Consider the following 26106-nt stretch of genomic DNA (forward strand, 5'->3'; position numbering starts at 1 on the left):
AGAGTTGGAGAGAAAGCTATGACCCATCCCGTGATCACCCAGGTGACCAACCGCATCCGCGAGCGCAGCACCGCCCGCCGTGCCCGCTTCCTGGCCCGCATCCAGCGCCAGGCTGATCAGGGCAAGACCCGCGCCTCCCTCTCCTGTGGCAACCTGGCCCACGCCGTGGCCGCCTCGAGCTGTGACGAGAAGGGGCGGATCCTCGACATGACCCGCGCCAACGTGGCCATCGTCACCGCCTACAACGACATGCTGAGTGCCCATCAGCCCTATCAGGGCTACCCGGACATCATCAAGGGCGCCCTGGCGGAGCTCGGCCACAGCGCCCAGGTCGCCGGCGGCGTGCCCGCCATGTGCGACGGCGTGACCCAGGGTCAGCCGGGGATGGACATGTCCCTCTTCTCCCGGGACCTCATCGCCCAGGCCACCGCGGTCTCCCTCTCCCACAACACCTTCGACGCCACCCTGCTGCTCGGCATCTGCGACAAGATTGCCCCGGGCCAGATCATGGGGGCGCTTTCCCACGCCCACCTGCCCACCGCCTTCGTGCCTGCCGGCCCCATGGCGAGCGGCATCAGCAACGACGAGAAGGTGAAGGTGCGCCAGCAGTACGCTGCCGGTGAAGTGGGCCGCGACGCCCTGCTCAAGATGGAGTGCGGCGCCTACCACGCGGCGGGCACCTGCACCTTCTACGGCACCGCCAACACCAACCAGCTGGTGTTCGAAGCCATGGGCCTGATGCTGCCGGGCTCCGCCTTCGTGCATCCGCACAGCGAGCTGCGCCACGCCCTCACCGAGGAAGCGGCCCGCCGCATCAGCGCCATGATCCCGGGCTCCCCCGCCTATCGCCCCCTGAGTGCGGTGATCGACGAGCGCGCCCTGGTCAACGGCCTGGTGGCCCTGCTCGCCTCCGGCGGCAGCACCAACCACAGCATCCACATGGTGGCGCTGGCCCGTGCCGCCGGGCTGGAGCTGACCTGGGACGACCTGAGCGATCTCTCCGACGTGGTGCCGCTCCTGGTGCGCATGTACCCGAACGGCCCGGCGGACGTCAACGCCTTCGAGCAGGCGGGGGGCGTGCCCGGCCTGATGCGTCGTCTGGCCGAAGAAGGGCTGATCCACATGGATGCCACCCCGGTCTTCGGCGAGATGCAGGACTACCTCAGCCGTCCGGCACTGGTGGATGGCAAGCTGGTGTGGCAACCGGTGGGCGAGAGCGGGGATCCGAGCGTGCTCTCCCCCTCTGGCAGCGAGTTCCAGGCCACCGGCGGCACCAAGCTGCTGGCGGGCAACCTGGGCCGCGCCGTGGTCAAGGTTTCCGCCGTCGCGCCCGAGTATCGGGTCATCGAGGCCCCGGCCCGGGTCTTCTCCTCCCAGCATGCGGTGGAGGCGGCCTACAAGGCCGGTGAGTTGAACCAGGACGCCGTCATCGTGGTGCGCCACAACGGCCCGGCCGCCAACGGCATGCCGGAGCTGCACAAGCTGATGCCGGTGCTTGGCAACCTGCAGAAGGCGGGTCACAAGGTGGCCCTGGTCACCGATGGCCGCCTCTCCGGCGCCTCCGGCAAGATCCCGGCCGCCATCCACGTCACCCCGGAAGCCCTGCACGGCGGGGCCATCGGCCTGCTCGCCAATGGCGACCTGCTGCGGGTGGATGCCGAGTCAGGCCGCCTCGACTGCCTGACCGATTTGAGCGGCCGTACCCAGGCCGAGATCGACCTCACCCTGGAACAAGAGGGGTGGGGCCGTGAACTGTTCAGCGTGATGCGTCGCGCGGTATCGAGCGCCGAGTGCGGCGCCACCATCTTTGACTAAGGAAGAGCTATGCAGAACTGGAAAGTGACCCCTGCCGAGGTGTTTGCTGCCTCCCCCCTGGTACCCGTGATGGTCATCAACGACCTGGAGCAGGCCCTGCCCATGGCCAAGGCCCTGCTGGATGGTGGCATCTCGGTGTTCGAGATCACCCTGCGCACCCCGGTGGCGCTGGACGCCATCGCCCTCATCGCCAAGGCGATGCCGGATGCCATGGTCGGTGCCGGTACCGTGCTCAACTGCGCGCAGTTTGATGCCGCCGTCGCTGCCGGTGCCCGCTTCGTCATCTCCCCGGGCATGACCCCGGCCCTGCTGGCCCACGCGGCCAAGAGCACGGCGCCGCTGATCCCGGGCGTGGCCACCCCGTCCGAGGTGATGCAGGCGCTGGAAGCAGGCTACGACCACCTCAAATTTTTCCCGGCCGAGGCGAACGGCGGCACCAAGGCACTCTCCGCCATCGCGGCGCCCCTGCCCCAGGTGAAATTCTGCCCCACCGGCGGCATCGGCCCGAAAAACGTGGCCGACTACCTGGCGCTGAAATGTGTGGCCACCGTCGGCGGCTCCTGGATGCTGCCGGCAGACGCCGTCAAGAGCGGCAACTGGGAGGAGGTGACCCGCCTCTCCCGGGAAGCGGTTGAATTGGTTAAACGATAAGCAAATATCGTTTAGAAAAATTAAACAGGCCACCCCCGGGTGGCCTGCTGTTTTTCCGCCCCCGGAGGGGGTGGGCCGTTTGCTTCCGGCCTCGCCCTGGCTTAAGGTCGGGGGCCGCCCCTCTCCCCTGGAGCCTTCATGTCCTGTCTGCATCCATCCTACCCGCAAGGGCACTTCACCGCGCTGCACTGCCACCCCCATGCCCAATACTGCTATCTGCACGACGGGGGCGGCATCATCACGGGGCGAGGGGAGGGAGAACTGCTGGTGGCGGGCCAGATCTGCTTTATTCCGGCGGGGTGGGAGCACGAGTTTCGCGTGCTGCGCCGCTCCCGGCTCTCCCTCCTCTATGTGCCGACGTCGGCCCGCACCGCCTTCGGCCCCCTGCAGGCCAGCACGCTGCTGGCGGGCCTCTTCGCCCGCCTGCCCGAGCTGGCCGAGGGGGAGGTGAAGGGGGCCTATCTGACGGTGCTTGGCCAGGAGCTGGAGCGCGCCGACCCGCTCGCGGCGCGCATTCCCCTCACCGGGGAGCTGGACCCGCGCCTGCTGCGGGTGCTGGACAGGGTGTGCCAGGCACCCGCCATCCATCTGACGCTGACGGCGCTGGCAGCAGATTGCGGCGCCTCGGTGCGCACCCTCAACCGGCTCTTCCTCCAGCAGCTGGGGTGCAGCTTTCGCCAGTGGCGGGAGCAGGTGGTGCTGGGACGGGCGCGCCAGTTGCAGCACCGGGGGCTAACGCTGGCCCAGATCGCCGATCGGCTCGGCTACGAAGATCCCGGCGCCTTGTCCCGCGCCCTCCAGCGCCTTGCTCGGCGCGAACCGGCGGCCTGAGGGCCCGTCGTCTGCCTTCCTTCCCGCCATGGCGGTGTCTGCGGGTTGCCGGCAGTCAGCGCCGCGAGCCGATATCCGCATCCTCCTTGCTGCCTGCCAGCAGACAGGTCACCTCGTCGGTGTGGCAGATCCGATCGCCGCGAAAGGTGAAGAGGCCGCTCACCTTGTAGACCAGGGTGCCGCCGTCCTGGCGGGTGGCCCGTACCACATGGGTCGAGTGCACCCGCTCCCCCTGCGCCAGGGTGGCGACAAACTCGATGCTCGCACCGGCCAGATGGCGGCGCAGTGTGGCGATGTGCTGGTGAAACGCCGGGTAGTCGAGCCGCTCGCCGTTCACCTCCTGGCAGTAGTCGGGGGTGAACCAGGCGTCGAGCTCCGACAGGGGGAAGGCGGGATCGCAGATGACGCGCTGCAGGCAGGCTTTCAATCGTTCGGTGTGGTGCATGGTCTGCTCCTGACAGGGTGGATGGAAGAGCCAGCATAGGCCAGGGGGCGGCGAGGGGAGAGGGGAGAAGGCGCCATCATGGCGGTCGAACGCGCCATGATGGACGGGGATCAGCCGAGGCTTTCCCCCTCATAGAGGGAGAAGCCGATGTCCTTGCACCTGGTCGCCAGCGGCTGGCCGCCGAGGCGGGCCAGCAGCATGATGGCGGCTTCGCGACCTATGGTCTCGCGGGGGGTGACGATGCTGGCGAGCTTGGGGGTCATGGCGTGGCCGATGTCGAGGGCGTTGCTGCCGGCGATGGCCACCTGCTGGGGCACCGGGATCCACCTGGCCTGGCATTGCAGCAGGGCCCCCACTGCGAGGTCGTCGTTGGTGCAGAACAGGCCGTCGAGATCGGGGAAGCGCGCCATGGCCTGGGCCAGCAGCTCTCCCCCCAGGGTGAAGCTGGAGGATTGCTCCGTCAGCAGGTGCTGGCCGGTCAGACCGAAATCGGCCATCGCCTGGTAGTAGCCTTCCATTCGCAGCTGGGTGCGCACGTCGAGCCGGGCGCCGAGGTAGATCACCTTGCGCCGTCCCCGGCGCAGCATCTCTGTTACCATGGCCCGGGCGGCGGCCCGGTGATCCATGCCCACCACCATGTCGATGGGGGAGAGGGGCAGATCCATGGTCTCCACCACCGGGATGCCGGCGGTGGCGATCATCTTGCGGGTGCGCTCGGTGTGCTGGGTGTCCGAGAGGATGAGCCCGTCCACGTTGTAGGAGAGGAGCGAGGCGACCTGCTCCTCCTCCCGCTCCGGGCTGTAGCCGTAGTGGGCGAGCAGGGTCTGGTAGCCGGCGGGCCGGGTCACCGCCTCGATGCCGTGGATCACCGCTGAGAAGACCTGGTTGGAGAGGGAGGGGATCAGGATGCCGATCGCCTTGCTGGTGGCGTTCGACAGCATGTCCGGCGCCCGGTTCGGGATGTAGCCGAGCTCCTCCACCGCGGCGGCGATGCGCTCGCGGGTCCCTTCGGCCACGGCGGACGGGTCGCGCAGGTAGCGGCTGACGGTCATCTTGGTGACACCGGTCAGGTCGGCAATGTCCTGCAGGGTAGGGCGGCGCTTGCGGGTGTCGTTCATCTGGGGATCCGGCAAAAAAATGTTACACGTAACATTACCGTTTTTGCACGGCAATGTCAGCATATGACGCCATCAACAGGGGGCAGGGGATGATCAAGGGCAGGTGTTTCGAGGGGGTCCACTTCGAGCAGCAGGAGGTGGAGGGGGAGCAGTTCCAGGGGTGCCGCTTCATCGGCTGTCACTTCTCCTGGCTCGATCTCGGGGAGAGCCGCTTCGTCGACTGCAGCTTCTATGACAGGGAACGGGAGCTGGGATGCCTGTTTCAGGGCTGCGATCTGAGGGAGGCGAGCTTCCTGCGCTGCGATCTCACCCTGGCGGACTTCGGCCGCAGCCAGTGTCTTGGGCTGGAGATGCGCGACTGCCAGGCCATGGGGATCAACTTCGCCCATGCCAGCTTCGCCAACCGGATCACCGCCAAAAGCTACTTCTGCGAAGCCCACCTCACCGGCAACAACTTCAGCTACGCCAACTTCGAAAGCTGCCTGCTGGAGCGGTGCGAGCTTGCCGGCAACCGCTGGCAGGGGGCCAACCTGCTGGGCGCCTCCCTGGCGGGCTCGGATCTCAGCGGCTCCGAGTTCGGGCAAATCGACTGGACCAGCTTCAACCTGCAAGGCTGCGATCTGCGCCAGTGCGATCTGCCCGGCCTGGATCTGCGCCGGGTCAACCTCGCCGGGGTGCAGATCAATGAAGATCAGCAGCAGGGGCTACTGGAGCAGATCGGGCTGGTGGTCTTCCCCTGAGCGGGATGGAAAAGAGGTAAGTTTTCATCATCGGGGCGGGCGGTGTGGTGCCTCCCCTGCCAAGTAAAAAGCCTGCGCGATGCAGACTTTTTGTCAGGTGAAGTGGTAAACGACGCGGTGTTGCTGTCTTTTGCTCCCTGCTCCCCTCGCGGGAGAAGGGCTGGGGATGAGGTAGCGGACTCCGATCGGGCACCGCCAAGGCGGGCTTAGCGTCTGGCCAGCCACTTGGTCGGGTTGATGGCCTCGCCCTGATAGCGGATCTCGAAGTAGAGGCCGGAGCGCTCCTGTCCGCCGCTGTCGCCGACCAGGGCCACGGGCTCACCCTGCTCCACCTTTTGTCCCACCTGGCGCAGCAGCGACTGGTTGTGGCCGTAGAGGCTCATGTAACCCTTGCCGTGGTCGATGACCAGCAGCATGCCGAAGCCGTCGAGCCAGTCGGCGTAGACCACCTGGCCCGGAGCCACCGCCTTGACCTGGGTCCCTTCGCTGGCGCCGATCAGGGTGCCCTTCCACTTCAGCTCGGCGGTACGCGGCGAGCCGTAGGAGATGAGGATGGGGCCCTGCACCGGCCAGCGCAGGTTGCCACCCGTGCTCAGACCGCCGTAGCCGTTGCTGCTCGCCTTGGCGCTGTTGCGGGCGGCAGCTTGCTGCTGCGCCACCTTGGCCTGCTGTTCGGCGACGCGCTGCTGCTGGGCCGCCAGCCGCTGCTGTTCGCCGACCTGGCGCTGCTGGGCCGCGATCCGCTGCTGCTCCTCGATGCGTTTCTGTTCGGCTGCCAGGCGCTGGGCCTCCAGACGGCGCTGGCGCTCCTGCTCGGCCTTGATCTTGGCGAGGCGCTCCCGCTCTGCCCGTTCGCGGCGTTCCTTTTCTTCCTGCTGGCGACGCAGCTCTTCCAGCCGCGCCTTGAGCGCCTTCTCCGCCTTGACCAGCTTGTCGAGCTTCTGCTCGTCGGCCTGCACCGATTGCTGCAACTGGTTGCGCACCTTGGCACGGCTCTGCTGGCTGGCCAGCAGGCTCTGGTGATGCTCCTGCTGCTCGCCGAGCAGGGTCTGGAGGCGGTTCTCGGTCTCCCTGGTGGCCTGCTGGTTCTTGGCCAGCTTGTCACGGGTGGCGCGCAGGGCTTCAATGGCCTCGATACGGGCCTTGTTGAGGTAATCGAAATAGTCGAGGGCGCGGCTCAGCTTGGCCGGATCCTGCTGGTTGAGCAGCAGTTTGAGGTAATCGTGGTTGCCCGCCTGGAAGGCGCTTTCCGCCTGCTTGGCCAGCAACTGCTTCTGGTGTTTGGCTTGTTGCTCCAGTGCCAGCTTGTCCTGCTGCAGGGACGCCAGCTTCTGCTGGTTCTGCCGGAGTTGCTGTCTGGTCTGCTCGAGTTTGGCGGCGGCAGCCGAAATGGCCTGCTCGTCAGCCTTGAGCTGGGTGTTGAGCTTGGCAAGCTCCTGCTTGCTGAGCTTGAGGGTCTGTTGCTGTTCCTTGATCTGGGACTGCATGGCCCCCAGCTGCTGGTTCGCAGCCCGGGCTGTGCCGGTACCGCCGATCAGGCAAAAAAACAGCGCGCCGACCAACAGGCCGACGCGACTGGTTTTCTGTGAAATAATTTCGCATCCCCGCATGGGGCAGGATTATTTCAGAATCATCAGGGGCTTGCCAGTCATTTCCGGCGGCACCGGCAGACCCATCAGGGTCAGCATGGTGGGGGCCAGATCGGACAGTTTGCCGCCTTCGGCGACCTCGGCTTTACGACCGAAGTAGATGAGGGGAACCGGCAGATTGGTGTGGGCGGTGTGGGCCTGACCGGTCTCTTCGTCCATCATCTTCTCGGCGTTGCCATGGTCTGCGGTGATGAGGCACTCGCCACCCACTTCCGCCAGGGCGTCGGTGACGCGACCGATGCAGTGGTCGACCGCTTCACAGGCTTTGACGGCCGCATCGAACACGCCGGTGTGACCGACCATGTCGCCGTTCGGGTAGTTGCAGATGATGACGTCGTACTTGCCGCTCTTGATGGCCGCAACCAGCTTGTCGGTCAGCTCTTCGGAGCTCATCTCCGGCTGCAGGTCATAGGTAGCCACTTTCGGGCTCGCCACGATTTCGCGATCTTCGCCGCTGAAGCAGGCCTCTTCGCCACCGTTGAAGAAGAAGGTGACGTGGGCGTACTTCTCGGTCTCGGAGATGCGCAGCTGGGTCTTGCCCTGCTTGGCCAGCCACTCACCCAGGGTATTGACCAGGGCGGTGGGCGGATAGGCGCAGGCGGTTTTGATGTCGGCCGCGTATTCGGTCAGCATCACGAAGTGCAGGGCCGGGGTGGCGGTGCGGGCGAAGCCGGTGAAGTCGGTATCGACGAAGGCGCGGGTGATTTCGCGGGCGCGGTCGGCACGGAAGTTCATGAAGATCAGCGCGTCGCCGTCGATCATCGGTGCAGCGTCGCCGATGCGGGTGGCCTTGACGAACTCGTCGTTCTCGTCGCGGGCATAGGCAGCGGCCAGCGCGTCGGTGGCGTTGTCGGCGGTGAATTCGCCCTTGCCCTGGGTCATCAGGTCATAGGCCTGCTGCACGCGATCCCAGCGGTTGTCGCGGTCCATGGCGTAGTAACGACCGATCATGGAGGCGAAACGACCCTTGCCCAGTCGGGCAAACAGGGCGTCGAACAGCTCGATGGAGGACTGGGCACTGCGCGGCGGGACGTCGCGGCCATCCAGGAAGGCGTGGAAGTAGATCTGCTCGGCGCCACGCTTGGCGGCCATCTCGATCATGCCCATGATGTGCTCTTCGTGGCTGTGTACGCCACCCGGGGACATCAGACCCATGATGTGCACGGCCTTGCCCTTGGTCACGGCAGCGTCGACAGCCTTGGCCAGCTCGACGTTCTGGAAGAAGTCGCCGTCCTGGATGTCCTTGGAGATGCGGGTCAGCTCCTGATAGACGACGCGACCGGCACCGATGTTGGTGTGGCCCACTTCGGAGTTGCCCATCTGGCCGTCCGGCAGACCCACGTCCAGGCCGGAGCCGGAGATCAGGGTGCTGGTGTAGTCACGGGCCAGGCGATCCAGATTGGGGGTCTTGGCAGCAGCAACGGCGTTGTACTCTTGCTTGGTGCTGTAGCCCCAACCGTCCATGATGACCAGAACCAGCGGTTTCTTAGCTGTTGACATAAGGCTATGTCCTCTCGGATAGGAATGAATTGCGGGAAGTGAAACTAGCGTAATATTACTACATCTGCCGAAATAGTCACCTGATAGCCAAGTCCCTCTCCAGCCTCGCTTTTTAACTGTTATCCCGCTGTTTTAGGCATGTTGCCGGCTTGTCTGCCGCGGCGGGCTTTCCTCTGTTTCCCCCCTCTTTTCGGCATGGCGCATCCTCTCGTTCTGCCCGGTTGGAGGAGGAAGAATCGGCAGCCATCCTTGATGGGAGCTTGCTCTCGCTTTGCCGCCAAGATGGCTGATCTTATGCAGGGCCCCATGTATACTCGGGCCCTTGTCTTGGTCCCTGGATAGTTGAAGATGCAAGAGTATTTGGATTTCGCGGCCCGCAATCCGCTGCTGACCGCAGCCTGGTTGGGCCTGGCAGGCACCCTGGTGTATACCACTGTGCGTGCTCGTTTTTCTCCGGTGAAGGCGGTCAACAACCACGCCGCTACCCTGCTTATCAACCGTGAAAATGCCACCGTCGTGGACATTCGCAGTCAGGATGAATTTGCCAAGGGCCATCTGGCCGGGGCCCATCACCTGCCGCTCGCCCAGATCCAGGCGAATAATCTGGGTCCGGTTGAAAAGCACAAGGATGCCCCCATCATAGTGGTGTGCGAGTCGGGGATGGCCGCTGGTGGCGCGGGTCGCCAACTGAGCAAGGCCGGTTTCAAGCAGGTGTATGTGCTCAGCGGTGGCATGGCCCAATGGCGTGCAGACAATCTGCCGGTGACCAAAAAACGCTGATTTAAGGGCCTGCGCCCACTCATTATCTTAAAAAGGAATCAAACGAAATGGCTGACGAAATCAACAACCAGGAAGTGCAACCGGAATTCCACATCCAGCGTGTCTACACCAAGGATGTCTCCTTCGAAGCCCCGAATACCCCGCACATCTTCCAGAAAGAGTGGCAGCCGGACGTCAAGCTGGACATGGACACCAAGACCAATGTCCTGGCCGACAGCGTCTATGAAGTGGTGCTGACCCTGACCGTCACCTGCAAGCTGGAAACCGAGACCGCCTTCCTGTGCGAAGTGCAGCAAGCCGGCATCTTCACCATCGGCAACCTGCCTGAGCCGCAACTGGCCCACTGCCTGGCGGCCTTCTGCCCGAACATCCTGTTCCCGTATGCCCGCGAAGCGGTGTCCAACCTGGTGAGCAAGGGTTCCTTCCCGCAACTGAACCTGGCACCGGTCAACTTCGACGCCCTGTTCGCCCAGCACATGGCGCAGGTACAGGCCCAGCAGGCGACTGCGGAAGCCTGATAATGGCCGACCAGATCGCAATCTCGGTCCTGGGGGCGGGGTCTTATGGCTCCGCCCTTGCCATTTCTCTGGCGCGCAATGGTCATCCGACCCTGCTGTGGGGTCACGACCCTGCCCATGTCGCCGAGCTGGAACAGGATCGCTGCAACAAGGCATTCTTGCCGGATGTCCCCTTCCCGGCCGATCTGCAACTGACGTCGGATCTGCAGGCGGCGGTGCAAGCCGCTCCCGTGCTGCTGCTGGTGGTGCCGAGCCATGTGTTCGGCCAGGTACTGGCCCGGGTCAAACCCTTCCTGCGCCCGGATACCCGGATCGCCTGGGCCACCAAGGGGCTGGAGCCGGACAGCGGCCGCTTGCTGCAAGACGTGGCGCGCGAGGTGCTGGGGGATGCCATTCCACTGGCGGTCATCTCGGGCCCGACCTTCGCCCGCGAGCTGGCTGCCGGTCTGCCGACCGCCATCTCGGTGGCCTCGACCCACGACGACTTTGCCGACGATCTCTCCCACCTGCTGCACTGCGGCCGCTCGTTCCGGGTCTATACCAATCCGGACTTCATCGGTCTGCAGCTGGGCGGGGCGGTCAAGAACGTCATCGCCATCGGTGCCGGCCTCTCTGACGGACTCGGCTTTGGCGCCAACGCCAGAACCGCGCTCATCACCCGAGGTCTGGTGGAGATGCAGCGTCTGGGCGCCGCCCTCGGGGCCGACGCCAAGACCTTCATGGGGATGGCGGGGCTCGGGGATCTGGTGCTGACCTGTACCGACAACCAGTCGCGCAACCGCCGTTTCGGTCTGGCGCTGGGAGCGGGCAAGTCGGTTGACACCGCCATGGCCGAGATAGGCCAGGTGGTGGAAGGCTATCGCAACACCAAGGAAGTGCATCTGCTGGCGGCCCGTTGTGGCGTCGAGATGCCCATCTGCGAACAGATCTTCAAGGTGCTGTACGAGGGCAAGAACCCGAAAGAGGCAGCCATCGCCCTGCTGTCGCGAGACAAGAAGGACGAGTGATCTGCCAGCCGCAGCATGCAAAAGGCCCCGCCAGCTGGCGGGGCCTTTTCTTTGCCGCAAGGGGGCAAATCAGTAGTAGGAGTGGTCGCCGCGCTGGTGCTCGGTGGCATCCTTGACGCCGTTGAGCTCGCCCGGGAATTTCTCCAGCAGCTGCTTCTCGATCCCCTCTTTCAGGGTGTAGTCGACCATGGAGCAACCGTTGCAACCGCCGCCAAACTGCAGGATGGCCAGTTTGTCGTCGGTCAGCTCGACCAGGGTGACCTTGCCGCCGTGACCGGCCAGCATGGGGTTCACCTCGGACATCAACACGTATTCGATACGGTCGATCAGCGGGGCGTCGTCGGCCACCTTGCGCATCTTGGCGTTGGGGGCTTTCAGGGTGAGCTGGGAGCCCATCTGATCGGTGACGAAATCGATGGTGGCATCCACCAGGAAGGGGGCGCTCAGGGGATCGACCAGGCAGTCGAAGCCGCTGAAGGGCAGGTGCTGATCTTCCGGATCGACCGCGTCGGGTGGGCAATAGGATACGCCGCACTCGGCATTCTGGGTTCCCGGATTGACCACAAACACCCGGATGTTGGTGCCATCAGGCTGCTTCTCCAGCAACTTGCGGAAGTGGGCCTGGGCGGTGTCGGAAATGCTGATCATCACTATCCTCATAAACCTGAGTGTACGACTAGGGTATTCATGATAACTCGCTTGGCGGGGCTTGGGTAGCGTGCCGATGGCGAGCCTGTGAGCCCGGGCGTATCGGAATCATGCCGCCAGCGGACTCCCGGGCCGGATCCCAGCCCGGTTATTTCAGGTGTCGGAGGGTACGGCAGATGGCCCACACCTCTACCGTGGTGACGCCGTGCTCATGAAGCAACCGGGTGAGCTGACCTGCGGTGGCGCCCGTGGTGACCACATCATCAAGCAGTGCCACATGCCGGTAGTGGTGAGGTTCTATTTCGAAGGCGCCACGCAGATTGCGTCGCCGCTGGCCGGCACTGAGCCGGGTCTGTTGCGGGGTCGACCTTGTCCGGCGCAGTACGCGGGTGTCGCAAGGAATGCCGGTGAGTGCGCTCAGGGCATGGCCGATTTCTTCTGCCTGATTGAAGCCGCGCCACCACTGGCGCCACCAGTGCAGGGGAACCGGAATGATGACCTGCGGTGGGTTGGCGAGGTCCAGATGGTCTGCCAGCAGGCGGGCAAGCAGCGGCGCGAGCAGGATCTGACCGGAATACTTCAGCTGGGGGATGAGTTGGGCATAAGGTGCCTGATAATCGCCGATCACCTGTAAACGCTCCCAGGGGGAGGGTCTGCGCTGGCAGCGACCGCACAGCAGTTCGCTCTCGCGATGTTGCTCCGGCAGCGGTGCTGCACACATCAGGCATCGTCTGTCGTGTTGGCGCTGGGCGTGGCGACACCAGGAGCACAACAAGGGCGTGTCATCACAGGGTTGGCGACAGAGCAGGCACAGACCGAGCCAGTCGGACTGGGTGCCAAGGATCGGACTTGCTTTGGCGAGCAGCCGCTTTAACATGCAGGCTCCAAGCAGATAAACAGGGATCTTGAGTCTAGATGAGCGTATCGGTTGAGCGGTTTGGCCAGGGCCCGGACCTGGTGTTGTTGCATGGCTGGGGCATGAACGGGGCCGTCTGGCACGGTATTGCCCAAGAACTGGCTGCCCACTATCGGCTGCATCTGGTGGACCTGCCCGGCTTTGGCAACAGCCCCCTGCAATCAGGAACAGACTACACCCTGCCCTGGCTGGCAGAGCAGGTGGCGGCCATATTGCCTGAAAAATGCCATCTGCTCGGCTGGTCCCTCGGTGGTCTGGTGGCGAGCCAGTTGGCGCTGACCATGCCTGAACGCCTTCACTCTCTCATTACCGTAGCCAGTTCTCCCTGCTTCATGGCCCGCGACGAGTGGCCCGGGATTGCCCCCAAGGTGCTGGCGGGGTTCAACCAGATGCTGGCCGGCGACTTCATGCAGACCATAGAGCGTTTCCTCGCGATCCAGGCCATGGGCAGCGAGCACGCCAGAAATGACATTCGCCAGTTGCGTCACTGGCTGGCGGAGCGACCAGCTCCCCGGCTTGCGGCCCTGGAGGCGGGTCTGGGCCTGCTGGCCGAGGTCGATCTGCGGGATGAACTGATCGGCCTGGATCTGCCCTGGCTGCGTCTTTACGGCAGGCTGGATACCCTGGTGCCGAAGGCCGCCATTCCCTTGCTGGATGCGCGCTACCCTGCCAGCCACAGTCTGGTGCTGGAGAAGGCATCCCATGCCCCCTTCATCTCCCATCCAGAGCAGTTCATCACCCTCCTGCGGCAGTTCATTGACTGAGATTTGAGCGGCAGGCTTCAATAACTCGTCAGGTTGATGGATAATTAGCCAACCCTACAGAGGAGTGTGCCAATGCGTATCGAATCAGCCATGACGGCGGGCGTGCAGGGGTTCCAACGGGCCGAGCAGTTGGCGGGCCAGGCGTCCAGCCAAATCGCCCGTCTCAATACGCCAGCGGGTGAGCAGGTGCAGTTGCCGGATGAACTGGTGAATCTCAAGGTGGCCGAGCTGCATGCCGGGGCATCCGCCAAGGTGATCCAGACGGCCAGCGACATGCTGGGCACCCTGATCGATATCCGGGTGTGACATGAACATCAACGTCAGTCTGCCGACCATCATTCCGAATCAACTGCAGCCGCAGACGGAATCGGCACAGACTGACAACCGCCGCGCAGAACTGGTGCCCCCCAGCCGCCAGAGTGAGGCGTCCAACGCCGAGTCCGGCGTCGGTTCCCAGAAAGAGAGATCCCGGGCCGCCCAGGCCAATCCCGCCGCCCCATCCTCGTCCACGAAAGAGAACGGCCAGACCGGCCCCGTGATGGTGGCGCACCGTTTTGTCGAGGCAACGGGGGAGGAGGGGGAGCGTCGACAACGTCAGGAGGGTGAACAGCAGGAGCAGCAAAAGCAGCAGCGTCAGGTGGCTGCGCTGGTCGAACGGGATCTCGAAGTTCGCAAGCACGAGCAGGCGCACCAGGCAGCCGGCGGCGAGCATGCGGGGAGCCCTACCTACCAGTTTTCCCGTGGGCCGGATGGCAAGCGTTATGCCACCGGGGGGGAGGTGGTCATCGACATGGGGACCATTCCCGGGGATCCCGCCGCGACCATCGCCAAGATGCAGCAGGTGCGTGCCGCAGCACTGGCTCCCGATGAACCATCGTCACAAGACATGAGTGTGGCCCGTGCCGCCTCTGGCAAGGAGGCACAGGCCCGCAAGGATCTGATGACCCTCAGGCAGGAAACCACAGGCCCGCTCGGTGCTTATATGGACAATCGAAACCAGGTGATTGCCAGGCACTATCAGCAAGCGGTGAGGCCGGCCTCCCCGCATAGCCTGAGTCAGGACGTCTGATCCCGCTCCGTGCAGGCATGAAAAAGCCCCTTTCGGGGCTTTTTTGCATTCTGGGGGCTTATTTCTTCAGTTTCGACAGGGCAGCCGCGAAGGCGTTGCCCATGGCACCCTCGGTCGGAGCGCTCTGACGGGGCGCCTGTTTCGGTCGGGTGTTGCCGGTGTGACGCGGCTCGGCCGTTTTGCGTGCAGGCTGGCCGGCTTTTTCATCCAGACGCATGGTCAGACTGATGCGTTTGCGCGGTACGTCGACTTCCAGCACCTTGACCCGGACGATGTCACCGGCCTTGACCACCTCGCGGGGATCCTTGACGAAGCGATCGGTGAGGGAAGAAATGTGCACCAGCCCGTCCTGATGGACGCCGATGTCGACGAAGGCGCCGAAGTTGGTGACGTTGGTGACCACACCCTCCAGCACCATCTCGGGCACCAGATCGCTGATTTTCTCCACCCCTTCCTTGAAGGTGGCGGTCTTGAACTCGGGACGCGGGTCGCGGCCGGGCTTGTCCAGCTCGCCAATGATGTCGGTGACGGTAGGCACCCCGAACTGATCGTCGGTGTAGTCGGTGGGCTTGAGGGTGCGCAGCAGGCTGCTGTTGCCGAGCAGGCTGTCCACGGTCTGCTCCAGCTTGGCGAGGATCCGCTCCACCACCGGGTAGGATTCCGGGTGCACCGCCGAGCCGTCCAGCGGGTTGCTGCCGCCCCGAATGCGCAGGAAGCCGGCGCATTGCTCGAATGCCTTGGGCCCGAGTCGGCTTACTTTCAGCAGCTGCTGACGACTCTTGAAGGCGCCGTTCTCGTCGCGGTAGGCGACGATGTTCTGGGCCAGGGTCTGGGAGAGGCCGGAAACCCGGTTGAGCAGGGCGACCGAGGCGGTATTCACATCCACCCCGACCGCGTTCACGCAATCCTCGACCACCGCGTCGAGGCGGCGGGCCAGCTGGCTCTGGCCGACGTCGTGCTGGTACTGGCCCACACCGATGCTCTTGGGATCGATCTTGACCAGCTCTGCCAGGGGATCCTGGAGACGACGAGCGATGGAGACGGCGCCGCGAATGGAGACGTCGAGATCCGGGAATTCCTGGGAGGCGAGCTCGGAGGCGGAGTAGACCGATGCCCCCGCTTCACTCACTACTATCTTCTGTGCCTTGGCGGCCGGGTAGCGCTCGAACAGATCGCTCACCAGGCGGTCGGTTTCCCGGGATGCGGTGCCGTTGCCGATGCTGATGAGCTCGACCTTGTGCTTCTGGCACAGCTCGCTCAGGGTCTTGAGACTCTGGTCAACCTGGCGTTTGGGTTCGAACGGATAGATGGTCGCGTGATCGACCAGCTTGCCGGTGGCATCCACCACCGCTACCTTGACCCCGGTGCGGATGCCGGGATCCAGCCCCATGGTGCAGCGCATGCCGGCCGGTGCCGCCATCAGCAGATCCTTGAGGTTCATGGCGAACACCTTGATCGCCTCCTCCTCCGCTGACTCGCGGATACGGCCGATCAGCTCGGTTTCCATCTGCAGGGAGAGCTTGATCTTCCAGGTCCAGCTCACCACCCCCTGCAGCCACTTGTCGGCCGGGCGGTGTTGCAGGTTGAGTCTGAGGTGATGGGCAATGATCCCTTCGCAGGGGCTGGTACCCTCATCCTCGCCGGTGACCAGCGCCAGGTTGAGGATCCCCTCGTTGCGGCCGCGCAACATGGCCAGCACCCGGTGGGAGGGGGCCTTGTGCAGGGGTTCGTCGTGTTCGAAGTAGTCCTTGAACTTGGCCCCTTCCTGCTCCTTGCCTGCCACTACGCGGGTACGCAGGGTGGCGTTGTGCCACAGGTAGTCCCGCAACTTCTCAAGGAGATCGGCCTGCTCGGCGAAACGCTCCATCAGGATGTAACGGGCACCGTCGAGGGCGGCCTTGCCGTCGGTGATCCCCTGCTCGACATTGAGGAAGCGAACCGCCTCCTGTTCGGGATCCTTCATGGGGTCACCCAGCAGCAAATCCGCCAGTGGCTCCAGCCCCGCCTCGATGGCCATCTGCCCCTTGGTGCGGCGCTTGGGCTTGTAGGGAAGGTAGAGGTCTTCCAGACGGGTCTTGCTGTCGGCCTCGTTCAGCTCGCGGGCCAGCTCGGGGGTCAGTTTGCCCTGCTCCTCGATGGAGCGCAGGATCACCTGACGGCGATCCGCCAGTTCACGCAGGTAGCCGAGGCGGCTCTCCAGGGTACGCAGCTGGCTGTCGTCCAGACCGCCGGTCACCTCTTTGCGGTAACGGGCGATGAAGGGAACGGTCGCGCCTTCGTCCAGCAGGCGAACGGCTGCCTGCACCTGTTCCGGGCGGGCATTCAGCTCACCGGCGATCTGATGTTCTATTACGTGGCTTTGCATCGAGGGTCTCTTGGTCGGGTTCTGTCTAACTGGCCAGCGTGGGGCTATGTCGCCGAACAGGGGGTCTGTCCTGGCGATACTTTAGATACCTGCCAGGCCACTGCCGCGCGGGCCGGTTGGCGCCGCAAGGCGCCGAGTGTGAGCACTATATGGGGTCGGGCAGCGGGATGCCACCCCGGCAGAAATGACGTTTCTCATACCCGGTGGGCGGACATGCTCGGTCTCTCCTGGCCTTGTCAGCCGATTTGGCAGTGAGGCTAGGCCTGGCTTATTTGGGATAGCTGATCTCATTGATGTACCAGCAGGCGTCACCCACTGGCGTTTGAACCATGGCTTCATCGCCCACCTCTTTCTTGAGCAGGGCACGGGCCATGGGGGAGTCGATGGAGATGTAATCCTTGCGGCCGAAGATCTCGTCATAGCCGACGATGCGAAAGCGCTTGGTCTCACCCTCGTCGTTTTCCACCTCGACCCAGGCGCCGAAGAAGACCTTGCCCTCCTGGGAGGGGGAGTAGTCGACTATGGTCAGCTCTTCCAGGCACTTGCGCAGGTAGCGAACCCGGCGGTCGATCTCCCGCAGGCGTTTCTTGTTGTACTGGTAATCGGCATTCTCGCTGCGATCACCCAGGCTCGCTGCCCAGGCCACTTTTTTGGTGACATCGGGCCTCTCCTCCCGCCAGAGCATGTCGTGCTCCTGCCGGAGCATGGTGTAGCCTTCACGGGTAATGAGTTTGGTTTTCATGGAGTTATCACTCCCTCGCCAATTGCATCCGGTTGCTCGGGATCTTAGTCATTGTCGCCGCGCTGTCGAGCAAAAAGCAGAGCTGGCCATCCATCCTTCCCGGCTCCGGGGCCGAATGAGGGCAATAACCGGTAACATATTTATGCTTTGTGGTTGCAGGGGGCGGCTCTAGTATGAGGGGAGACAGAAAAGAGAGGTGGCAATGAGTCAGCAATACAAGGTCCTGGTGGTGGACGACGATCTGAAACTGCGTTCCTTGCTGGAGCGCTACCTCACCGAGCAGGGGTTTGTAGTGCGAGGTGTCGCCAACGGGGAGCAGGCCGATCGCCTGCTGACGCGTGAAAACTTCAGCCTGATGGTGCTTGATCTGATGCTGCCGGGGGAAGACGGCCTCTCCATCTGCCGCCGCCTGCGCGAGGCCGGCAACCAGATCCCTGTCTTGATGCTCACCGCCAAGGGGGACGAAGTGGATCGCATCGTCGGTCTGGAGATGGGGGCCGACGATTATCTGCCCAAGCCGTTCAACCCCCGTGAGCTGCTGGCCCGGATCCGCGCCGTGCTGCGCCGCCACACCGTGGAGCTGCCCGGCGCCCCTTCCGCGGCGGAGAAGATGGTGAGTTTCGGGGCCTACCAGCTCAATCTGGCGACCCGTGAACTGAGCCGTGATGGCGAACCGGTTGCCCTGACCAGCGGGGAGTTCGCCGTGCTCAAGGTGCTGGTGAGTCATCCTCGCGAACCGCTCTCCCGTGACAAGCTGATGAACCTGGCCCGTGGTCGCGAGTACACGGCCACCGAGCGCAGCATTGATGTGCAGGTCTCCCGCCTGCGCCGCCTGCTGGAACAGGACCCGGCCCAGCCTCGCTATCTGCAGACCGTCTGGGGTCTGGGGTATGTGTTCGTACCGGACGGTGAGAACGCATGAAGAAAGTGGGCAGCATGTTCTCCCGCATGCTCTGGTTTCTGGCTGCCGTGCTGGTGGTCTATCAAGTCGTCTCCTACGTTACCTTCTACAACTACCTGCTGGCGCCGACCGTCAAGCAGATCAGCCACCTGCTGGCAAACCAGGTCAAACTCATCTTTCCGGTGGACAACAACCAGCTGGCGCTCAGTGAAGATGCCGAGGCGCTGGTCTATGTGACCACTGGCAGCGACATCTATACCCAGAGCGAGGCGGAGCAGCACGGGCTGAATGATTCCAAGCCCTACCCCTATCTGGAGCAGAGCATCAGCCGCGAATTGAAAGGGGATACCAGGGTCAGAGTTGAAATCCAGGATCACTACATCATCTGGATCCAGCCTCCCCAGGCCAGCCAGATGTGGGTGCGCATTCCCCTGACTGAAATTGAAGATGACGACATCGAACCGCTCATCCTCTATATGAGCGTCTTGCTGGTGGTGACCCTGTTTGCAGCCTGGCGTTTTGCCCGTCAGCTGGTGCGACCGCTGGAGGATCTGGAAGCGGGGGCCGTGGCGGTGGCGCGCGGCAACTTTCCCGATGCCCTGGGGGAGCAGGGCTCGCGGGAGGTGCGCCGCCTGACCCGCACCTTCAACCACATGTCGAGCTCCATCAAGGGGCTGATCGAGGAGCGCAACCTGATGATGGCCGGGGTATCCCACGATTTGCGCACCCCTCTCACCCGCATTCGTCTCGCGACCGAGATGATGTCCTCGGGGGATGAGTACCTCAAGGAGAGCATCAATGCGGATATCGATGAGTCGAACGGCATCATCGATCAGTTCATCGACTACATTCGCCCGAACGAGGGGCTCGATGCCCGGCCCGTCGACCTGACCCAGCTCATTCACGATGCGTTGCTGATGCAGACCGATCAGGGACTGGAAGTGGAGCTGCTCCTGCCGGAGGAGGCGGTGCGTGTGGCCTGCCATCCCATCAGCATTCGCCGTATCCTCAACAATCTGTCGGGCAACTCCCTGCGCTATGGCGCGACCCGGTTGCAGGCCGAGCTCAGGGATGATGGCCACTGGGTGCGGCTGCGACTCTCCGACAATGGCCCGGGGATCGCAGAAGAGGACTACTCCCGGGTGCTCAAGCCCTTCACCCAGGGCAATGTGGCGCGCACCGGTGGCGGCAGTGGGCTGGGGCTGGCCATCGTTGCCAAGATAGTTTCCCAGCATCACGGCACCATCAGGTTGGGGCGCTCCGAACTGGGGGGCTTGCAGGTGGAGATCCGGCTACCCAAGAACCAGCCGCTGGAGTGGATGGATTGAAAGCAGGGCGTATCGAGAGATGCGCCCTTTTGTCTGTCAGGCGTGGGGGTCGCTCACCTTGCGGTAGCGCTTGCCATATTTGAGTTGCTGGATAAGCAGGGCGGCGACGATGAGAGCCAACCCGATGGGGGTTGCCGGGTGAATGGTTTCGCCGATCAACAGGTTGAGCAGCACCAGAGAGGCAAACGGCGAGATGAAGATGAGGTTGCTGATGGGGGCTGTGTTGGTGGCGTGGCGCAGGGCCATCAGCCAGAGCACGAAACCGAAGCCCATCTCGAACAGCCCCACATAGATGGCGCCGGCCCATCCCTGCCAGGCGGTCATGGCAAAGTCCGAGAGCAACCAGGTCGCCACGATGATGAAGGGCAGGCTGATGAGGAAGCCGAGCAGCAGGCTGACGACGGGATCCCCCTGATTGCGGGTGTTGAGGATCCAGTAACCGGCCCAGATCAGGGTCGACACCAGCGCCAGCGTGACGCCGAGGGGGCTGTCGAACTGTAGACCGAACACGTCCCCCCTGGTGGCGATCACCAGGGCGCCGAAATAGCCGAGCACGATGGCGACGCCATCGCGGCGGCGCAGCTTTTGACCGAGGAAGGGAACGGCCAGCAGGCTGAGGGTGATGGCCCAGGTGTAGTTGAGAGTCTGCGCCTGCTGGGCGGGCAGCAGATCATATGCCTTGAACAGCAGCAGGTAATAGAGGAAGGGGTTCAGGACCCCGAGAGCGAGGTAGTAGAGGGGGCGACTCTTGATGTAGTCGAGCAGTAGCGGCAGTTTGCCCTGACAGGCCACGATGCATCCCAGGGTCAGGGTCGAGGTGCTGGCGGCGACCAGCAGCAGCTGTACTGGTTCAAAGTAGGCGAGGGAGATCTTGAAGGCGCTGGCCACCGTGGACCAGAGGGCGACGGCACAGAGCCCGTACTGGTAGGCTTTCTTCTGATTCTTGAGCATGGGATGCGTTCCGCAAACAGGGGCGAGGGCGCAGTCTATCAGCCTGTTTGCAACATTGTCGTTACCGTCTCGCCGAGGGCGATGATTTGATCGCCTGGAGATCCATCCGCCACACAACATTGCGCACAATCTGTCCGCCTTCACTTGCGTGAGTGGAAAAAATCCGTATAATCCCCTCCGCTTGCCCATGAGGCAGCCAGACGATATGTCTGCTTGCTGAGCTTCCCGTTTACGAGTTGCCAGCCATACAGTCCTCCCGATATGGGAGGAAACGTGAAAAATCACACCTCTGGCGGGAGTAATCTCGGTCGGGCGGTGTTGATTTATGTTCTTTTATCTATTGGAGCTCTGTCAATGCAGAACCAAAGAATCCGTATCCGCCTGAAGGCTTTTGATCATCGCCTGATCGATCAATCCACTGCGGAAATCGTTGAAACTGCTAAGCGCACTGGCGCGCAGGTTCGCGGTCCTATCCCGCTGCCGACTCGCAAAGAGCGTTTCACCGTTCTGATCTCCCCGCACGTCAACAAAGACGCGCGTGATCAGTACGAGATCCGCACTCACAAGCGTCTGGTAGACATCGTTGAACCGACTGACAAGACCGTTGACGCTCTGATGCGTCTGGATCTGGCAGCTGGTGTAGACGTCCAGATCAGCCTGGGTTAATTACGGAAAGAGGTTGATAACAATGACAATCGGTCTTGTAGGTCGCAAAGTGGGTATGACTCGCATCTTCACTGAAGATGGCGTTTCTATCCCGGTGACTGTTATCGAAGTTGAAGCTAACCGTGTAACTCAGGTCAAATCTGTAGAAACCGACGGCTACAACGCTATTCAGGTTACCACTGGCGCCAAGAAAGCCAGCCGCGTAACCAAGCCGGAAGCTGGCCACTTCGCCAAAGCTGGTGTAGAAGCCGGTCGCGGTCTGTGGGAATTCCGCCTGAACAACGGTGAAACTTTCACTGTTGGTAGCGAGCTGAAAGTAGATCTTCTCGCTGACGTTAAGCTGGTAGACGTTACCGGCACATCCAAGGGTAAAGGTTTTGCCGGTACTGTTAAGCGCTGGAACTTCCGTACCCAGGATATGACCCACGGTAACTCCCTGTCCCACCGTGTACCTGGCTCCATCGGTCAAAACCAGACCCCGGGCCGTGTATTCAAGGGCAAGAAGATGGCTGGTCACATGGGTGCTGAGCGTGTAACGACTCAGAACCTGGAACTGGTTCGTGTTGACGCTGAACGCAACCTGCTGCTCATCAAAGGCGCAGTACCGGGTGCAACCAACGGCAACGTGATCGTCAAACCTGCCGTCAAAGCGTAACGTCTGAGGAGATAGTAATGGAATTGGTAATGAAAGACGCCAAGAGCGCTCTTGAAGTTTCCGAGACTACCTTCGGGCGCGAATTCAACGAAGCTCTGGTTCACCAGGTTGTCGTTGCATATGCCGCTGGTGCCCGTCAGGGTACTCGTGCGCAGCTGACTCGCTCTGAAGTGTCTGGTGGCGGCAAAAAGCCGTGGCGTCAGAAGGGTACTGGTCGTGCCCGTGCTGGCTCCATCCGTTCGCCCATCTGGCGTTCCGGTGGTGTGACCTTTGCTGCTAAGCCGCAAGATCACAGCCAGAAAGTAAACAAGAAGATGTACCGCGGCGCTATCCGTAGCATCCTGTCCGAGCTGGTACGTCAAGAGCGCCTGATCGTTGTTGAGAAGTTCGGCATCGAAGCGCCGAAGACCAAAGAACTGATCGCCAAGCTGAAAGAAATGGAACTGACTGACGTTCTGATCGTGACTGCTGAAGTCGATGAGAACCTGTTCCTGGCTGCTCGTAACCTGTACAAAGTTGACGTGCGTGACGTTGCCGGTATCGACCCGGTCAGCCTGATCGCTTTCGACAAGGTTCTGATGACTGCTGACGCAGTTAAGCAAATCGAGGAGATGCTGGCATGATCCGTGAAGAGCGTCTGCTGAAAGTTCTGAAGGCTCCGCACATCTCTGAAAAGAGCACCATGGTCGCAGAAAAGCAGAACACTATCGTGTTCAAAGTTGCTGTTGATGCCACCAAGGCGGAAGTCAAAGCTGCAGTTGCGAAACTGTTCGAGGTCGAAGTTGAGACCGTCCGTACCCTGAACATGAAGGGTAAGACCAAGCGCGCAGGTGCACGCGTAGGCCGTCGTTCCGATTGGAAAAAGGCTTATGTGACCCTGAAAGCTGGTCAGGACATCGACTTCATGGGCGCAGCCGAGTAAGAGGAGTTCTGAAAAATGGCAATCGTTAAGTGCAAGCCTACTTCTCCGGGCCGCCGCCACGTCGTCAAGATCGTCAACCAAGAGCTGTACAAGGGCAAGCCCTTCGCCGCTCTGCTGGACAGCAAAAGCAAGTCCGGTGGCCGTAACAACAACGGTCGTATCACCACTCGTCACATCGGTGGTGGTCACAAGCAACACTACCGTCTGATCGACTTCAAGCGCGACAAAGACGGCATTCCGGCCAAAGTTGAGCGTCTGGAATACGATCCTAACCGTACCGCAAACATCGCCCTGGTGCTGTATGCAGACGGTGAGCGTCGTTACATCCTGGCTCCGAAAGGCCTGAAAGCTGGTGATGCAATCGCCTCTGGTGCTGATGCTGCCATCAAGGTGGGTAACACCCTGCCGATGCGCAACATCCCGGTCGGTTCTACCGTTCACGCCGTTGAGATGAAGCCTGGTAAAGGTGCCCAGCTGGCTCGTTCCGCTGGTACTTTCATCCAGATCCTGGCTCGTGAAGGTAACTATGTAACTCTGCGTCTGCGTTCCGGCGAAGTACGTAAAGTTCTGGCCGAGTGCCGCGCTACCATCGGTGAAGTGGGTAACTCCGAGCACATGCTGCGTCAACTGGGTAAAGCCGGTGCTAACCGCTGGCGTGGTATTCGTCCGACCGTTCGCGGTATGGCGATGAACCCGGTTGATCACCCGCACGGTGGTGGTGAGGGTCGTAACAAGGGCATGCAGCCTGTGTCCCCATGGGGCCAGAAGGCTAAGGGCTTCAAGACCCGTAAGAACAAGCGTACCGACAAGTACATCGTACGTCGTCGTAACAAGTAATTGTTAACATAGAGGAATCACCATGCCACGTTCTCTCAAGAAGGGTCCATTTATCGACCTGCACTTGCTGAAGAAGGTAGAGAAAGCGGTGGAAAGCGGGGATAAAAAGCCGGTTAAGACCTGGTCCCGTCGTTCAATGATCATCCCGAACATGATCGGTTTGACCATCGCTGTCCATAATGGTCGTCAGCACGTTCCGGTTTTCGTTACCGAAGAAATGATCGGTCACAAACTGGGTGAATTCGCACCGACTCGTACTTATCGCGGCCATGCTGCTGATAAGAAGGCTAAGAAGCGCTAAGGGATAAATGATGGAAGCTATCGCTAAACACCGTTATGCCCGTACTTCTGCCCAGAAAGCTCGTCTGGTAGCCGATCAAGTACGTGGTCTGTCCGTAGACAAGGCTCTGAACATCCTGACCTTCAGTCCGAAAAAGGCTGCTGTTCTGGTGAAGAAAGTGCTGGAATCTGCCATTGCCAACGCTGAGCACAACGAAGGTGCCGATATCGACACCCTGCGTGTTGCCACCATCATGGTAGACGAAGGTCCCTCCATGAAGCGCATCCGCCCGCGTGCCAAAGGTCGCGCGGATCGTATCCTCAAGCGTACCGCTCACATCACTGTAGTGGTATCCGACGCTAAGGCTGGGAGATAAGCAATGGGTCAGAAAGTACATCCTAATGGCATTCGCCTGGGTATTACCAAGCCTTGGAATTCTACCTGGTTCGCGAACACCAAAGACTTCGCTGACAACCTGTACAGCGATTTCCAAGTACGCCAGTTCCTGACCAAGGAGCTGAAAAACGCTTCCTTGTCCAAGATCACTATCGAGCGTCCGGCCAAGAGCATCCGTGTGACCATTCACACCGCTCGTCCGGGTGTCGTGATCGGCAAGAAAGGCGAAGACGTTGAAAAACTGCGCAAAGCTGTAGCCGCAATCGCTGGCGTGCCTGCTCAGATCAACATTTCCGAAGTCCGCAAGCCGGAGCTGGATGGCAAACTGGTTGCCGACAGCATCACTTCCCAGCTGGAGCGTCGCGTAATGTTCCGTCGTGCTATGAAGCGCGCCGTACAGAACGCCATGCGCCTGGGTGCCAAGGGCATCAAAGTGGAAGTTTCCGGTCGTCTGGGCGGTGCTGAAATCGCGCGTACCGAATGGTACCGTGAAGGTCGTGTGCCCCTGCACACCCTGCGCGCCGACATCGACTACGCAACTTCTGAAGCCCACACCACTTACGGTGTGATCGGCGTTAAAGTTTGGATCTTCAAGGGCGAAGTTCTGGGCGGTCTGGCTGCAGTCAATGCTGCCGCTGCTCAAGAGCAAGCTCCTGCGAAGCCCAAGCGTGACAACAAGCGCCGCGCTGCCAAGTAAGGAGATTCGGTAAATGTTGCAACCTAAGCGTACTAAATTCCGCAAGACCCACAAGGGTCGTAACCGCGGTCTGGCCAATGCCGGTAACGAAGTATCCTTCGGTACCTTTGGCCTGAAGGCGACATCTCGTGGTCAACTGACTGCTCGTCAAATCGAAGCAGCCCGTCGTGCCATGACCCGTCACGTTAAGCGTCAAGGCAAGATCTGGATCCGTGTGTTCCCGGACAAGCCCATCACCGAAAAGCCCCTCGAAGTTCGTATGGGTAAAGGTAAGGGTAACGTGGAATACTGGGTTTGCCCGATCCAGCCTGGCAAGGTTCTGTACGAGATGGATGGTGTACCTGAGGCTCTGGCGCGTGAAGCGTTTGCCCTGGCCGCAGCTAAGCTGTCTGTTCAGACCACTTTCGTAATTAAGACGGTGATGTGATGAAAGCCCAAGATCTGCGTCAAAAGAGCGTCGAAGAACTGAACCAGGAGCTGCTGGGTCTGCTGCGTGAGCAATTCAACATGCGCATGCAAGCTTCCACCGGCCAGCTGGCTCAGACTCACACTCTGAAACAAGTGCGTCGTGACGTCGCACGTATCAAGACTGTACTGACTGAGAAGGCAGGTGCGTAATGACTGACAAGATCCGTACTCTGCAAGGTCGTGTAATTAGCGACAAGATGGACAAGTCCATCACCGTCGCTATCGAGCGCAAGGTAAAGCACCCGATCTACGGTAAGATCATCAAGCGCACTACCAAGCTGCACGTGCATGACGAGAACAACGAGTGCAAGGCTGGCGATCTCGTGGAAATCCGCGAGTGCCGCCCGCTGTCCAAGACCAAGTCCTGGACCCTGGTTGCTGTCGTAGAAAAGGCCTAATTCGGTACTTTTTAGCCCAAACGGCCCCCCATCGGGGCCGTTTGTTTTT

General features: G+C 61.9%; 32 protein-coding genes. 23 read left to right on the plus strand and 9 right to left on the minus strand.

Annotation, left to right across the window (positions count from 1 at the left end):
• Window positions 1–18 precede the first annotated feature (18 nt).
• From edd to AB5Y64_RS13785, 3 genes are all read left to right on the plus strand, one after another.
• Window positions 19–1815, plus strand: a complete 1797-nt coding sequence (gene edd / locus AB5Y64_RS13775; RefSeq protein ID WP_180907125.1) for a phosphogluconate dehydratase — start codon at window positions 19–21, stop codon at window positions 1813–1815.
• 9 nt (window positions 1816–1824) lie between these two features.
• Window positions 1825–2466: a bifunctional 4-hydroxy-2-oxoglutarate aldolase/2-dehydro-3-deoxy-phosphogluconate aldolase gene (locus AB5Y64_RS13780; RefSeq protein WP_039039502.1), complete on the plus strand. Its 642-nt coding sequence runs from the start codon at window positions 1825–1827 to the stop codon at window positions 2464–2466.
• 138 nt (window positions 2467–2604) lie between these two features.
• Window positions 2605–3297, plus strand: coding sequence for an AraC family transcriptional regulator (locus AB5Y64_RS13785; RefSeq protein WP_103244079.1), 693 nt, complete (start codon window positions 2605–2607; stop codon window positions 3295–3297).
• 55 nt (window positions 3298–3352) lie between these two features.
• Here AB5Y64_RS13785 and AB5Y64_RS13790 read toward each other — a convergent pair whose 3' ends face one another.
• Window positions 3353–3742, minus strand: a complete 390-nt coding sequence (locus AB5Y64_RS13790; protein WP_103244080.1) for a nuclear transport factor 2 family protein — start codon at window positions 3740–3742, stop codon at window positions 3353–3355.
• A gap of 110 nt (window positions 3743–3852) precedes the next feature.
• Complete coding sequence (locus AB5Y64_RS13795; RefSeq protein ID WP_039039499.1) at window positions 3853–4860, minus strand: substrate-binding domain-containing protein; 1008 nt, start codon at window positions 4858–4860, stop codon at window positions 3853–3855.
• A gap of 89 nt (window positions 4861–4949) precedes the next feature.
• Between AB5Y64_RS13795 and AB5Y64_RS13800 the strand changes: the two genes are divergently transcribed.
• Entirely contained in the window at window positions 4950–5600 is a 651-nt protein-coding gene (locus AB5Y64_RS13800; RefSeq protein ID WP_041212172.1) for a Qnr family pentapeptide repeat protein, read from the plus strand.
• Between the two features lie 206 nt (window positions 5601–5806).
• On the opposite strand, the gene AB5Y64_RS13805 is transcribed toward AB5Y64_RS13800, so the two are convergent.
• Together AB5Y64_RS13805 and gpmM are read right to left on the minus strand one after the other, a co-directional pair.
• Entirely contained in the window at window positions 5807–7210 is a 1404-nt protein-coding gene (locus AB5Y64_RS13805; RefSeq protein WP_043153520.1) for a peptidoglycan DD-metalloendopeptidase family protein, read from the minus strand.
• Between the two features lie 9 nt (window positions 7211–7219).
• Window positions 7220–8749, minus strand: coding sequence for a 2,3-bisphosphoglycerate-independent phosphoglycerate mutase (gene gpmM / locus AB5Y64_RS13810; protein WP_043153519.1), 1530 nt, complete (start codon window positions 8747–8749; stop codon window positions 7220–7222).
• 348 nt (window positions 8750–9097) lie between these two features.
• On the opposite strand from gpmM, the gene AB5Y64_RS13815 reads away from it, so the two are divergent.
• The 3 genes from AB5Y64_RS13815 to gpsA are packed head-to-tail and all read left to right on the plus strand — an operon-like array spanning window position 9098 to window position 11054.
• On the plus strand, window positions 9098–9529 hold the full coding sequence (locus tag AB5Y64_RS13815; protein ID WP_319902666.1) for a rhodanese-like domain-containing protein: 432 nt from the start codon (window positions 9098–9100) through the stop codon (window positions 9527–9529).
• 47 nt (window positions 9530–9576) lie between these two features.
• Window positions 9577–10047, plus strand: coding sequence for a protein-export chaperone SecB (gene secB, locus AB5Y64_RS13820; RefSeq protein ID WP_010672547.1), 471 nt, complete (start codon window positions 9577–9579; stop codon window positions 10045–10047).
• A 2-nt stretch (window positions 10048–10049) separates the two neighbouring features.
• Window positions 10050–11054 carry an NAD(P)H-dependent glycerol-3-phosphate dehydrogenase gene (gene gpsA, locus AB5Y64_RS13825; protein ID WP_368204005.1) on the plus strand — a complete coding sequence of 335 codons (1005 nt, stop codon included), beginning with the start codon at window positions 10050–10052 and terminating at the stop codon, window positions 11052–11054.
• 69 nt (window positions 11055–11123) lie between these two features.
• On the opposite strand, the gene nfuA is transcribed toward gpsA, so the two are convergent.
• Window positions 11124–11702, minus strand: coding sequence for a Fe-S biogenesis protein NfuA (gene nfuA, locus AB5Y64_RS13830; protein WP_010672549.1), 579 nt, complete (start codon window positions 11700–11702; stop codon window positions 11124–11126).
• A gap of 148 nt (window positions 11703–11850) precedes the next feature.
• Window positions 11851–12579, minus strand: a complete 729-nt coding sequence (locus AB5Y64_RS13835) for a ComF family protein (RefSeq protein WP_043153514.1) — start codon at window positions 12577–12579, stop codon at window positions 11851–11853.
• Window positions 12580–12617: 38 nt separating this feature from the next.
• On the opposite strand from AB5Y64_RS13835, the gene bioH reads away from it, so the two are divergent.
• From bioH to AB5Y64_RS13850, 3 genes are all read left to right on the plus strand, one after another.
• The gene (gene bioH, locus AB5Y64_RS13840) at window positions 12618–13382 is read left to right on the plus strand and encodes a pimeloyl-ACP methyl ester esterase BioH (RefSeq protein WP_043153512.1); all 765 of its coding nucleotides are present in this window, start codon (window positions 12618–12620) and stop codon (window positions 13380–13382) included.
• A gap of 72 nt (window positions 13383–13454) precedes the next feature.
• The gene (locus AB5Y64_RS13845; protein ID WP_041214075.1) at window positions 13455–13688 is read left to right on the plus strand and encodes a hypothetical protein; all 234 of its coding nucleotides are present in this window, start codon (window positions 13455–13457) and stop codon (window positions 13686–13688) included.
• Between the two features lies 1 nt (window position 13689).
• Window positions 13690–14451: a putative metalloprotease CJM1_0395 family protein gene (locus AB5Y64_RS13850; protein WP_043153510.1), complete on the plus strand. Its 762-nt coding sequence runs from the start codon at window positions 13690–13692 to the stop codon at window positions 14449–14451.
• Window positions 14452–14509: 58 nt separating this feature from the next.
• Here the strand turns inward: AB5Y64_RS13850 and AB5Y64_RS13855 are convergent, their stop codons facing one another.
• Both AB5Y64_RS13855 and greB read right to left on the minus strand, forming a co-directional pair.
• The gene (locus AB5Y64_RS13855; protein ID WP_210537968.1) at window positions 14510–16816 is read right to left on the minus strand and encodes a Tex family protein; all 2307 of its coding nucleotides are present in this window, start codon (window positions 16814–16816) and stop codon (window positions 14510–14512) included.
• Between the two features lie 268 nt (window positions 16817–17084).
• On the minus strand, window positions 17085–17558 hold the full coding sequence (gene greB / locus AB5Y64_RS13860) for a transcription elongation factor GreB (RefSeq protein ID WP_043153505.1): 474 nt from the start codon (window positions 17556–17558) through the stop codon (window positions 17085–17087).
• Window positions 17559–17760: 202 nt separating this feature from the next.
• Here greB and ompR point away from each other — a divergent pair, with 202 nt between their 5' ends.
• Together ompR and envZ are read left to right on the plus strand one after the other, a co-directional pair.
• Window positions 17761–18480: a two-component system response regulator OmpR gene (ompR, locus tag AB5Y64_RS13865; RefSeq protein ID WP_010672556.1), complete on the plus strand. Its 720-nt coding sequence runs from the start codon at window positions 17761–17763 to the stop codon at window positions 18478–18480.
• Window positions 18477–19787, plus strand: a complete 1311-nt coding sequence (gene envZ / locus AB5Y64_RS13870; RefSeq protein WP_010672557.1) for a two-component system sensor histidine kinase EnvZ — start codon at window positions 18477–18479, stop codon at window positions 19785–19787. Before ompR ends, envZ begins: the two co-directional genes overlap by 4 nt.
• Window positions 19788–19823: 36 nt before the next feature.
• Here the strand turns inward: envZ and AB5Y64_RS13875 are convergent, their stop codons facing one another.
• On the minus strand, window positions 19824–20738 hold the full coding sequence (locus tag AB5Y64_RS13875; protein ID WP_043153503.1) for a DMT family transporter: 915 nt from the start codon (window positions 20736–20738) through the stop codon (window positions 19824–19826).
• 354 nt (window positions 20739–21092) lie between these two features.
• Between AB5Y64_RS13875 and rpsJ the strand changes: the two genes are divergently transcribed.
• The 11 genes from rpsJ to rpsQ are packed head-to-tail and all read left to right on the plus strand — an operon-like array spanning window position 21093 to window position 26057.
• The gene (rpsJ, locus tag AB5Y64_RS13880; RefSeq protein ID WP_005307944.1) at window positions 21093–21404 is read left to right on the plus strand and encodes a 30S ribosomal protein S10; all 312 of its coding nucleotides are present in this window, start codon (window positions 21093–21095) and stop codon (window positions 21402–21404) included.
• A gap of 22 nt (window positions 21405–21426) precedes the next feature.
• Window positions 21427–22059, plus strand: a complete 633-nt coding sequence (rplC, locus tag AB5Y64_RS13885) for a 50S ribosomal protein L3 (RefSeq protein WP_010672559.1) — start codon at window positions 21427–21429, stop codon at window positions 22057–22059.
• 17 nt (window positions 22060–22076) lie between these two features.
• Entirely contained in the window at window positions 22077–22682 is a 606-nt protein-coding gene (gene rplD, locus AB5Y64_RS13890; RefSeq protein ID WP_005340616.1) for a 50S ribosomal protein L4, read from the plus strand.
• A complete protein-coding gene (gene rplW, locus AB5Y64_RS13895) occupies window positions 22682–22981 on the plus strand; it encodes a 50S ribosomal protein L23 (protein WP_342690021.1) in 300 nt (99 codons plus the stop codon). Before rplD ends, rplW begins: the two co-directional genes overlap by 1 nt.
• A 15-nt stretch (window positions 22982–22996) precedes the next feature.
• On the plus strand, window positions 22997–23818 hold the full coding sequence (gene rplB, locus AB5Y64_RS13900) for a 50S ribosomal protein L2 (RefSeq protein ID WP_010672560.1): 822 nt from the start codon (window positions 22997–22999) through the stop codon (window positions 23816–23818).
• A gap of 22 nt (window positions 23819–23840) precedes the next feature.
• Window positions 23841–24119, plus strand: a complete 279-nt coding sequence (gene rpsS / locus AB5Y64_RS13905; RefSeq protein WP_005307960.1) for a 30S ribosomal protein S19 — start codon at window positions 23841–23843, stop codon at window positions 24117–24119.
• 10 nt (window positions 24120–24129) lie between these two features.
• Entirely contained in the window at window positions 24130–24474 is a 345-nt protein-coding gene (rplV, locus tag AB5Y64_RS13910) for a 50S ribosomal protein L22 (RefSeq protein ID WP_010672561.1), read from the plus strand.
• Window positions 24475–24477: 3 nt separating this feature from the next.
• Entirely contained in the window at window positions 24478–25191 is a 714-nt protein-coding gene (gene rpsC, locus AB5Y64_RS13915; protein ID WP_005331168.1) for a 30S ribosomal protein S3, read from the plus strand.
• 13 nt (window positions 25192–25204) lie between these two features.
• Window positions 25205–25618, plus strand: a complete 414-nt coding sequence (gene rplP, locus AB5Y64_RS13920) for a 50S ribosomal protein L16 (protein ID WP_010672562.1) — start codon at window positions 25205–25207, stop codon at window positions 25616–25618.
• A complete protein-coding gene (gene rpmC, locus AB5Y64_RS13925) occupies window positions 25618–25809 on the plus strand; it encodes a 50S ribosomal protein L29 (RefSeq protein WP_005307965.1) in 192 nt (63 codons plus the stop codon). Before rplP ends, rpmC begins: the two co-directional genes overlap by 1 nt.
• A complete protein-coding gene (rpsQ, locus tag AB5Y64_RS13930; RefSeq protein ID WP_005307966.1) occupies window positions 25809–26057 on the plus strand; it encodes a 30S ribosomal protein S17 in 249 nt (82 codons plus the stop codon). The genes rpmC and rpsQ overlap by 1 nt, the downstream gene beginning before the upstream one ends.
• Window positions 26058–26106: the final 49 nt, after the last annotated feature.

Origin of the sequence: Aeromonas sp. R5-1, assembly GCF_040908265.1 — a bacterium.
In the GTDB taxonomy this organism is placed as follows: domain Bacteria; phylum Pseudomonadota; class Gammaproteobacteria; order Enterobacterales; family Aeromonadaceae; genus Aeromonas; species Aeromonas caviae.

Coding starts and splice junctions, on each gene's coding strand:
- AB5Y64_RS13815 (WP_319902666.1), top strand. CDS start 9,098: ATGCAAGAGTATTTGGATTTCGCGGCCCGCAATCCGCTGCTGACCGCA.
- AB5Y64_RS13795 (WP_039039499.1), bottom strand. CDS start 4,860: ATGAACGACACCCGCAAGCGCCGCCCTACCCTGCAGGACATTGCCGAC.
- AB5Y64_RS13780 (WP_039039502.1), top strand. CDS start 1,825: ATGCAGAACTGGAAAGTGACCCCTGCCGAGGTGTTTGCTGCCTCCCCC.
- ompR (WP_010672556.1), top strand. CDS start 17,761: ATGAGTCAGCAATACAAGGTCCTGGTGGTGGACGACGATCTGAAACTG.
- rpsS (WP_005307960.1), top strand. CDS start 23,841: ATGCCACGTTCTCTCAAGAAGGGTCCATTTATCGACCTGCACTTGCTG.
- AB5Y64_RS13850 (WP_043153510.1), top strand. CDS start 13,690: ATGAACATCAACGTCAGTCTGCCGACCATCATTCCGAATCAACTGCAG.
- rpsJ (WP_005307944.1), top strand. CDS start 21,093: ATGCAGAACCAAAGAATCCGTATCCGCCTGAAGGCTTTTGATCATCGC.
- envZ (WP_010672557.1), top strand. CDS start 18,477: ATGAAGAAAGTGGGCAGCATGTTCTCCCGCATGCTCTGGTTTCTGGCT.
- gpsA (WP_368204005.1), top strand. CDS start 10,050: ATGGCCGACCAGATCGCAATCTCGGTCCTGGGGGCGGGGTCTTATGGC.
- rpmC (WP_005307965.1), top strand. CDS start 25,618: ATGAAAGCCCAAGATCTGCGTCAAAAGAGCGTCGAAGAACTGAACCAG.
- AB5Y64_RS13785 (WP_103244079.1), top strand. CDS start 2,605: ATGTCCTGTCTGCATCCATCCTACCCGCAAGGGCACTTCACCGCGCTG.
- AB5Y64_RS13805 (WP_043153520.1), bottom strand. CDS start 7,210: ATGCGGGGATGCGAAATTATTTCACAGAAAACCAGTCGCGTCGGCCTG.
- AB5Y64_RS13800 (WP_041212172.1), top strand. CDS start 4,950: ATGATCAAGGGCAGGTGTTTCGAGGGGGTCCACTTCGAGCAGCAGGAG.
- rplP (WP_010672562.1), top strand. CDS start 25,205: ATGTTGCAACCTAAGCGTACTAAATTCCGCAAGACCCACAAGGGTCGT.
- nfuA (WP_010672549.1), bottom strand. CDS start 11,702: ATGATCAGCATTTCCGACACCGCCCAGGCCCACTTCCGCAAGTTGCTG.
- AB5Y64_RS13855 (WP_210537968.1), bottom strand. CDS start 16,816: ATGCAAAGCCACGTAATAGAACATCAGATCGCCGGTGAGCTGAATGCC.
- rpsC (WP_005331168.1), top strand. CDS start 24,478: ATGGGTCAGAAAGTACATCCTAATGGCATTCGCCTGGGTATTACCAAG.
- bioH (WP_043153512.1), top strand. CDS start 12,618: ATGAGCGTATCGGTTGAGCGGTTTGGCCAGGGCCCGGACCTGGTGTTG.
- rplB (WP_010672560.1), top strand. CDS start 22,997: ATGGCAATCGTTAAGTGCAAGCCTACTTCTCCGGGCCGCCGCCACGTC.
- rplV (WP_010672561.1), top strand. CDS start 24,130: ATGGAAGCTATCGCTAAACACCGTTATGCCCGTACTTCTGCCCAGAAA.
- edd (WP_180907125.1), top strand. CDS start 19: ATGACCCATCCCGTGATCACCCAGGTGACCAACCGCATCCGCGAGCGC.
- AB5Y64_RS13790 (WP_103244080.1), bottom strand. CDS start 3,742: ATGCACCACACCGAACGATTGAAAGCCTGCCTGCAGCGCGTCATCTGC.
- greB (WP_043153505.1), bottom strand. CDS start 17,558: ATGAAAACCAAACTCATTACCCGTGAAGGCTACACCATGCTCCGGCAG.
- rpsQ (WP_005307966.1), top strand. CDS start 25,809: ATGACTGACAAGATCCGTACTCTGCAAGGTCGTGTAATTAGCGACAAG.
- AB5Y64_RS13845 (WP_041214075.1), top strand. CDS start 13,455: ATGCGTATCGAATCAGCCATGACGGCGGGCGTGCAGGGGTTCCAACGG.
- AB5Y64_RS13835 (WP_043153514.1), bottom strand. CDS start 12,579: ATGTTAAAGCGGCTGCTCGCCAAAGCAAGTCCGATCCTTGGCACCCAG.
- rplC (WP_010672559.1), top strand. CDS start 21,427: ATGACAATCGGTCTTGTAGGTCGCAAAGTGGGTATGACTCGCATCTTC.
- AB5Y64_RS13875 (WP_043153503.1), bottom strand. CDS start 20,738: ATGCTCAAGAATCAGAAGAAAGCCTACCAGTACGGGCTCTGTGCCGTC.
- secB (WP_010672547.1), top strand. CDS start 9,577: ATGGCTGACGAAATCAACAACCAGGAAGTGCAACCGGAATTCCACATC.
- rplD (WP_005340616.1), top strand. CDS start 22,077: ATGGAATTGGTAATGAAAGACGCCAAGAGCGCTCTTGAAGTTTCCGAG.
- gpmM (WP_043153519.1), bottom strand. CDS start 8,749: ATGTCAACAGCTAAGAAACCGCTGGTTCTGGTCATCATGGACGGTTGG.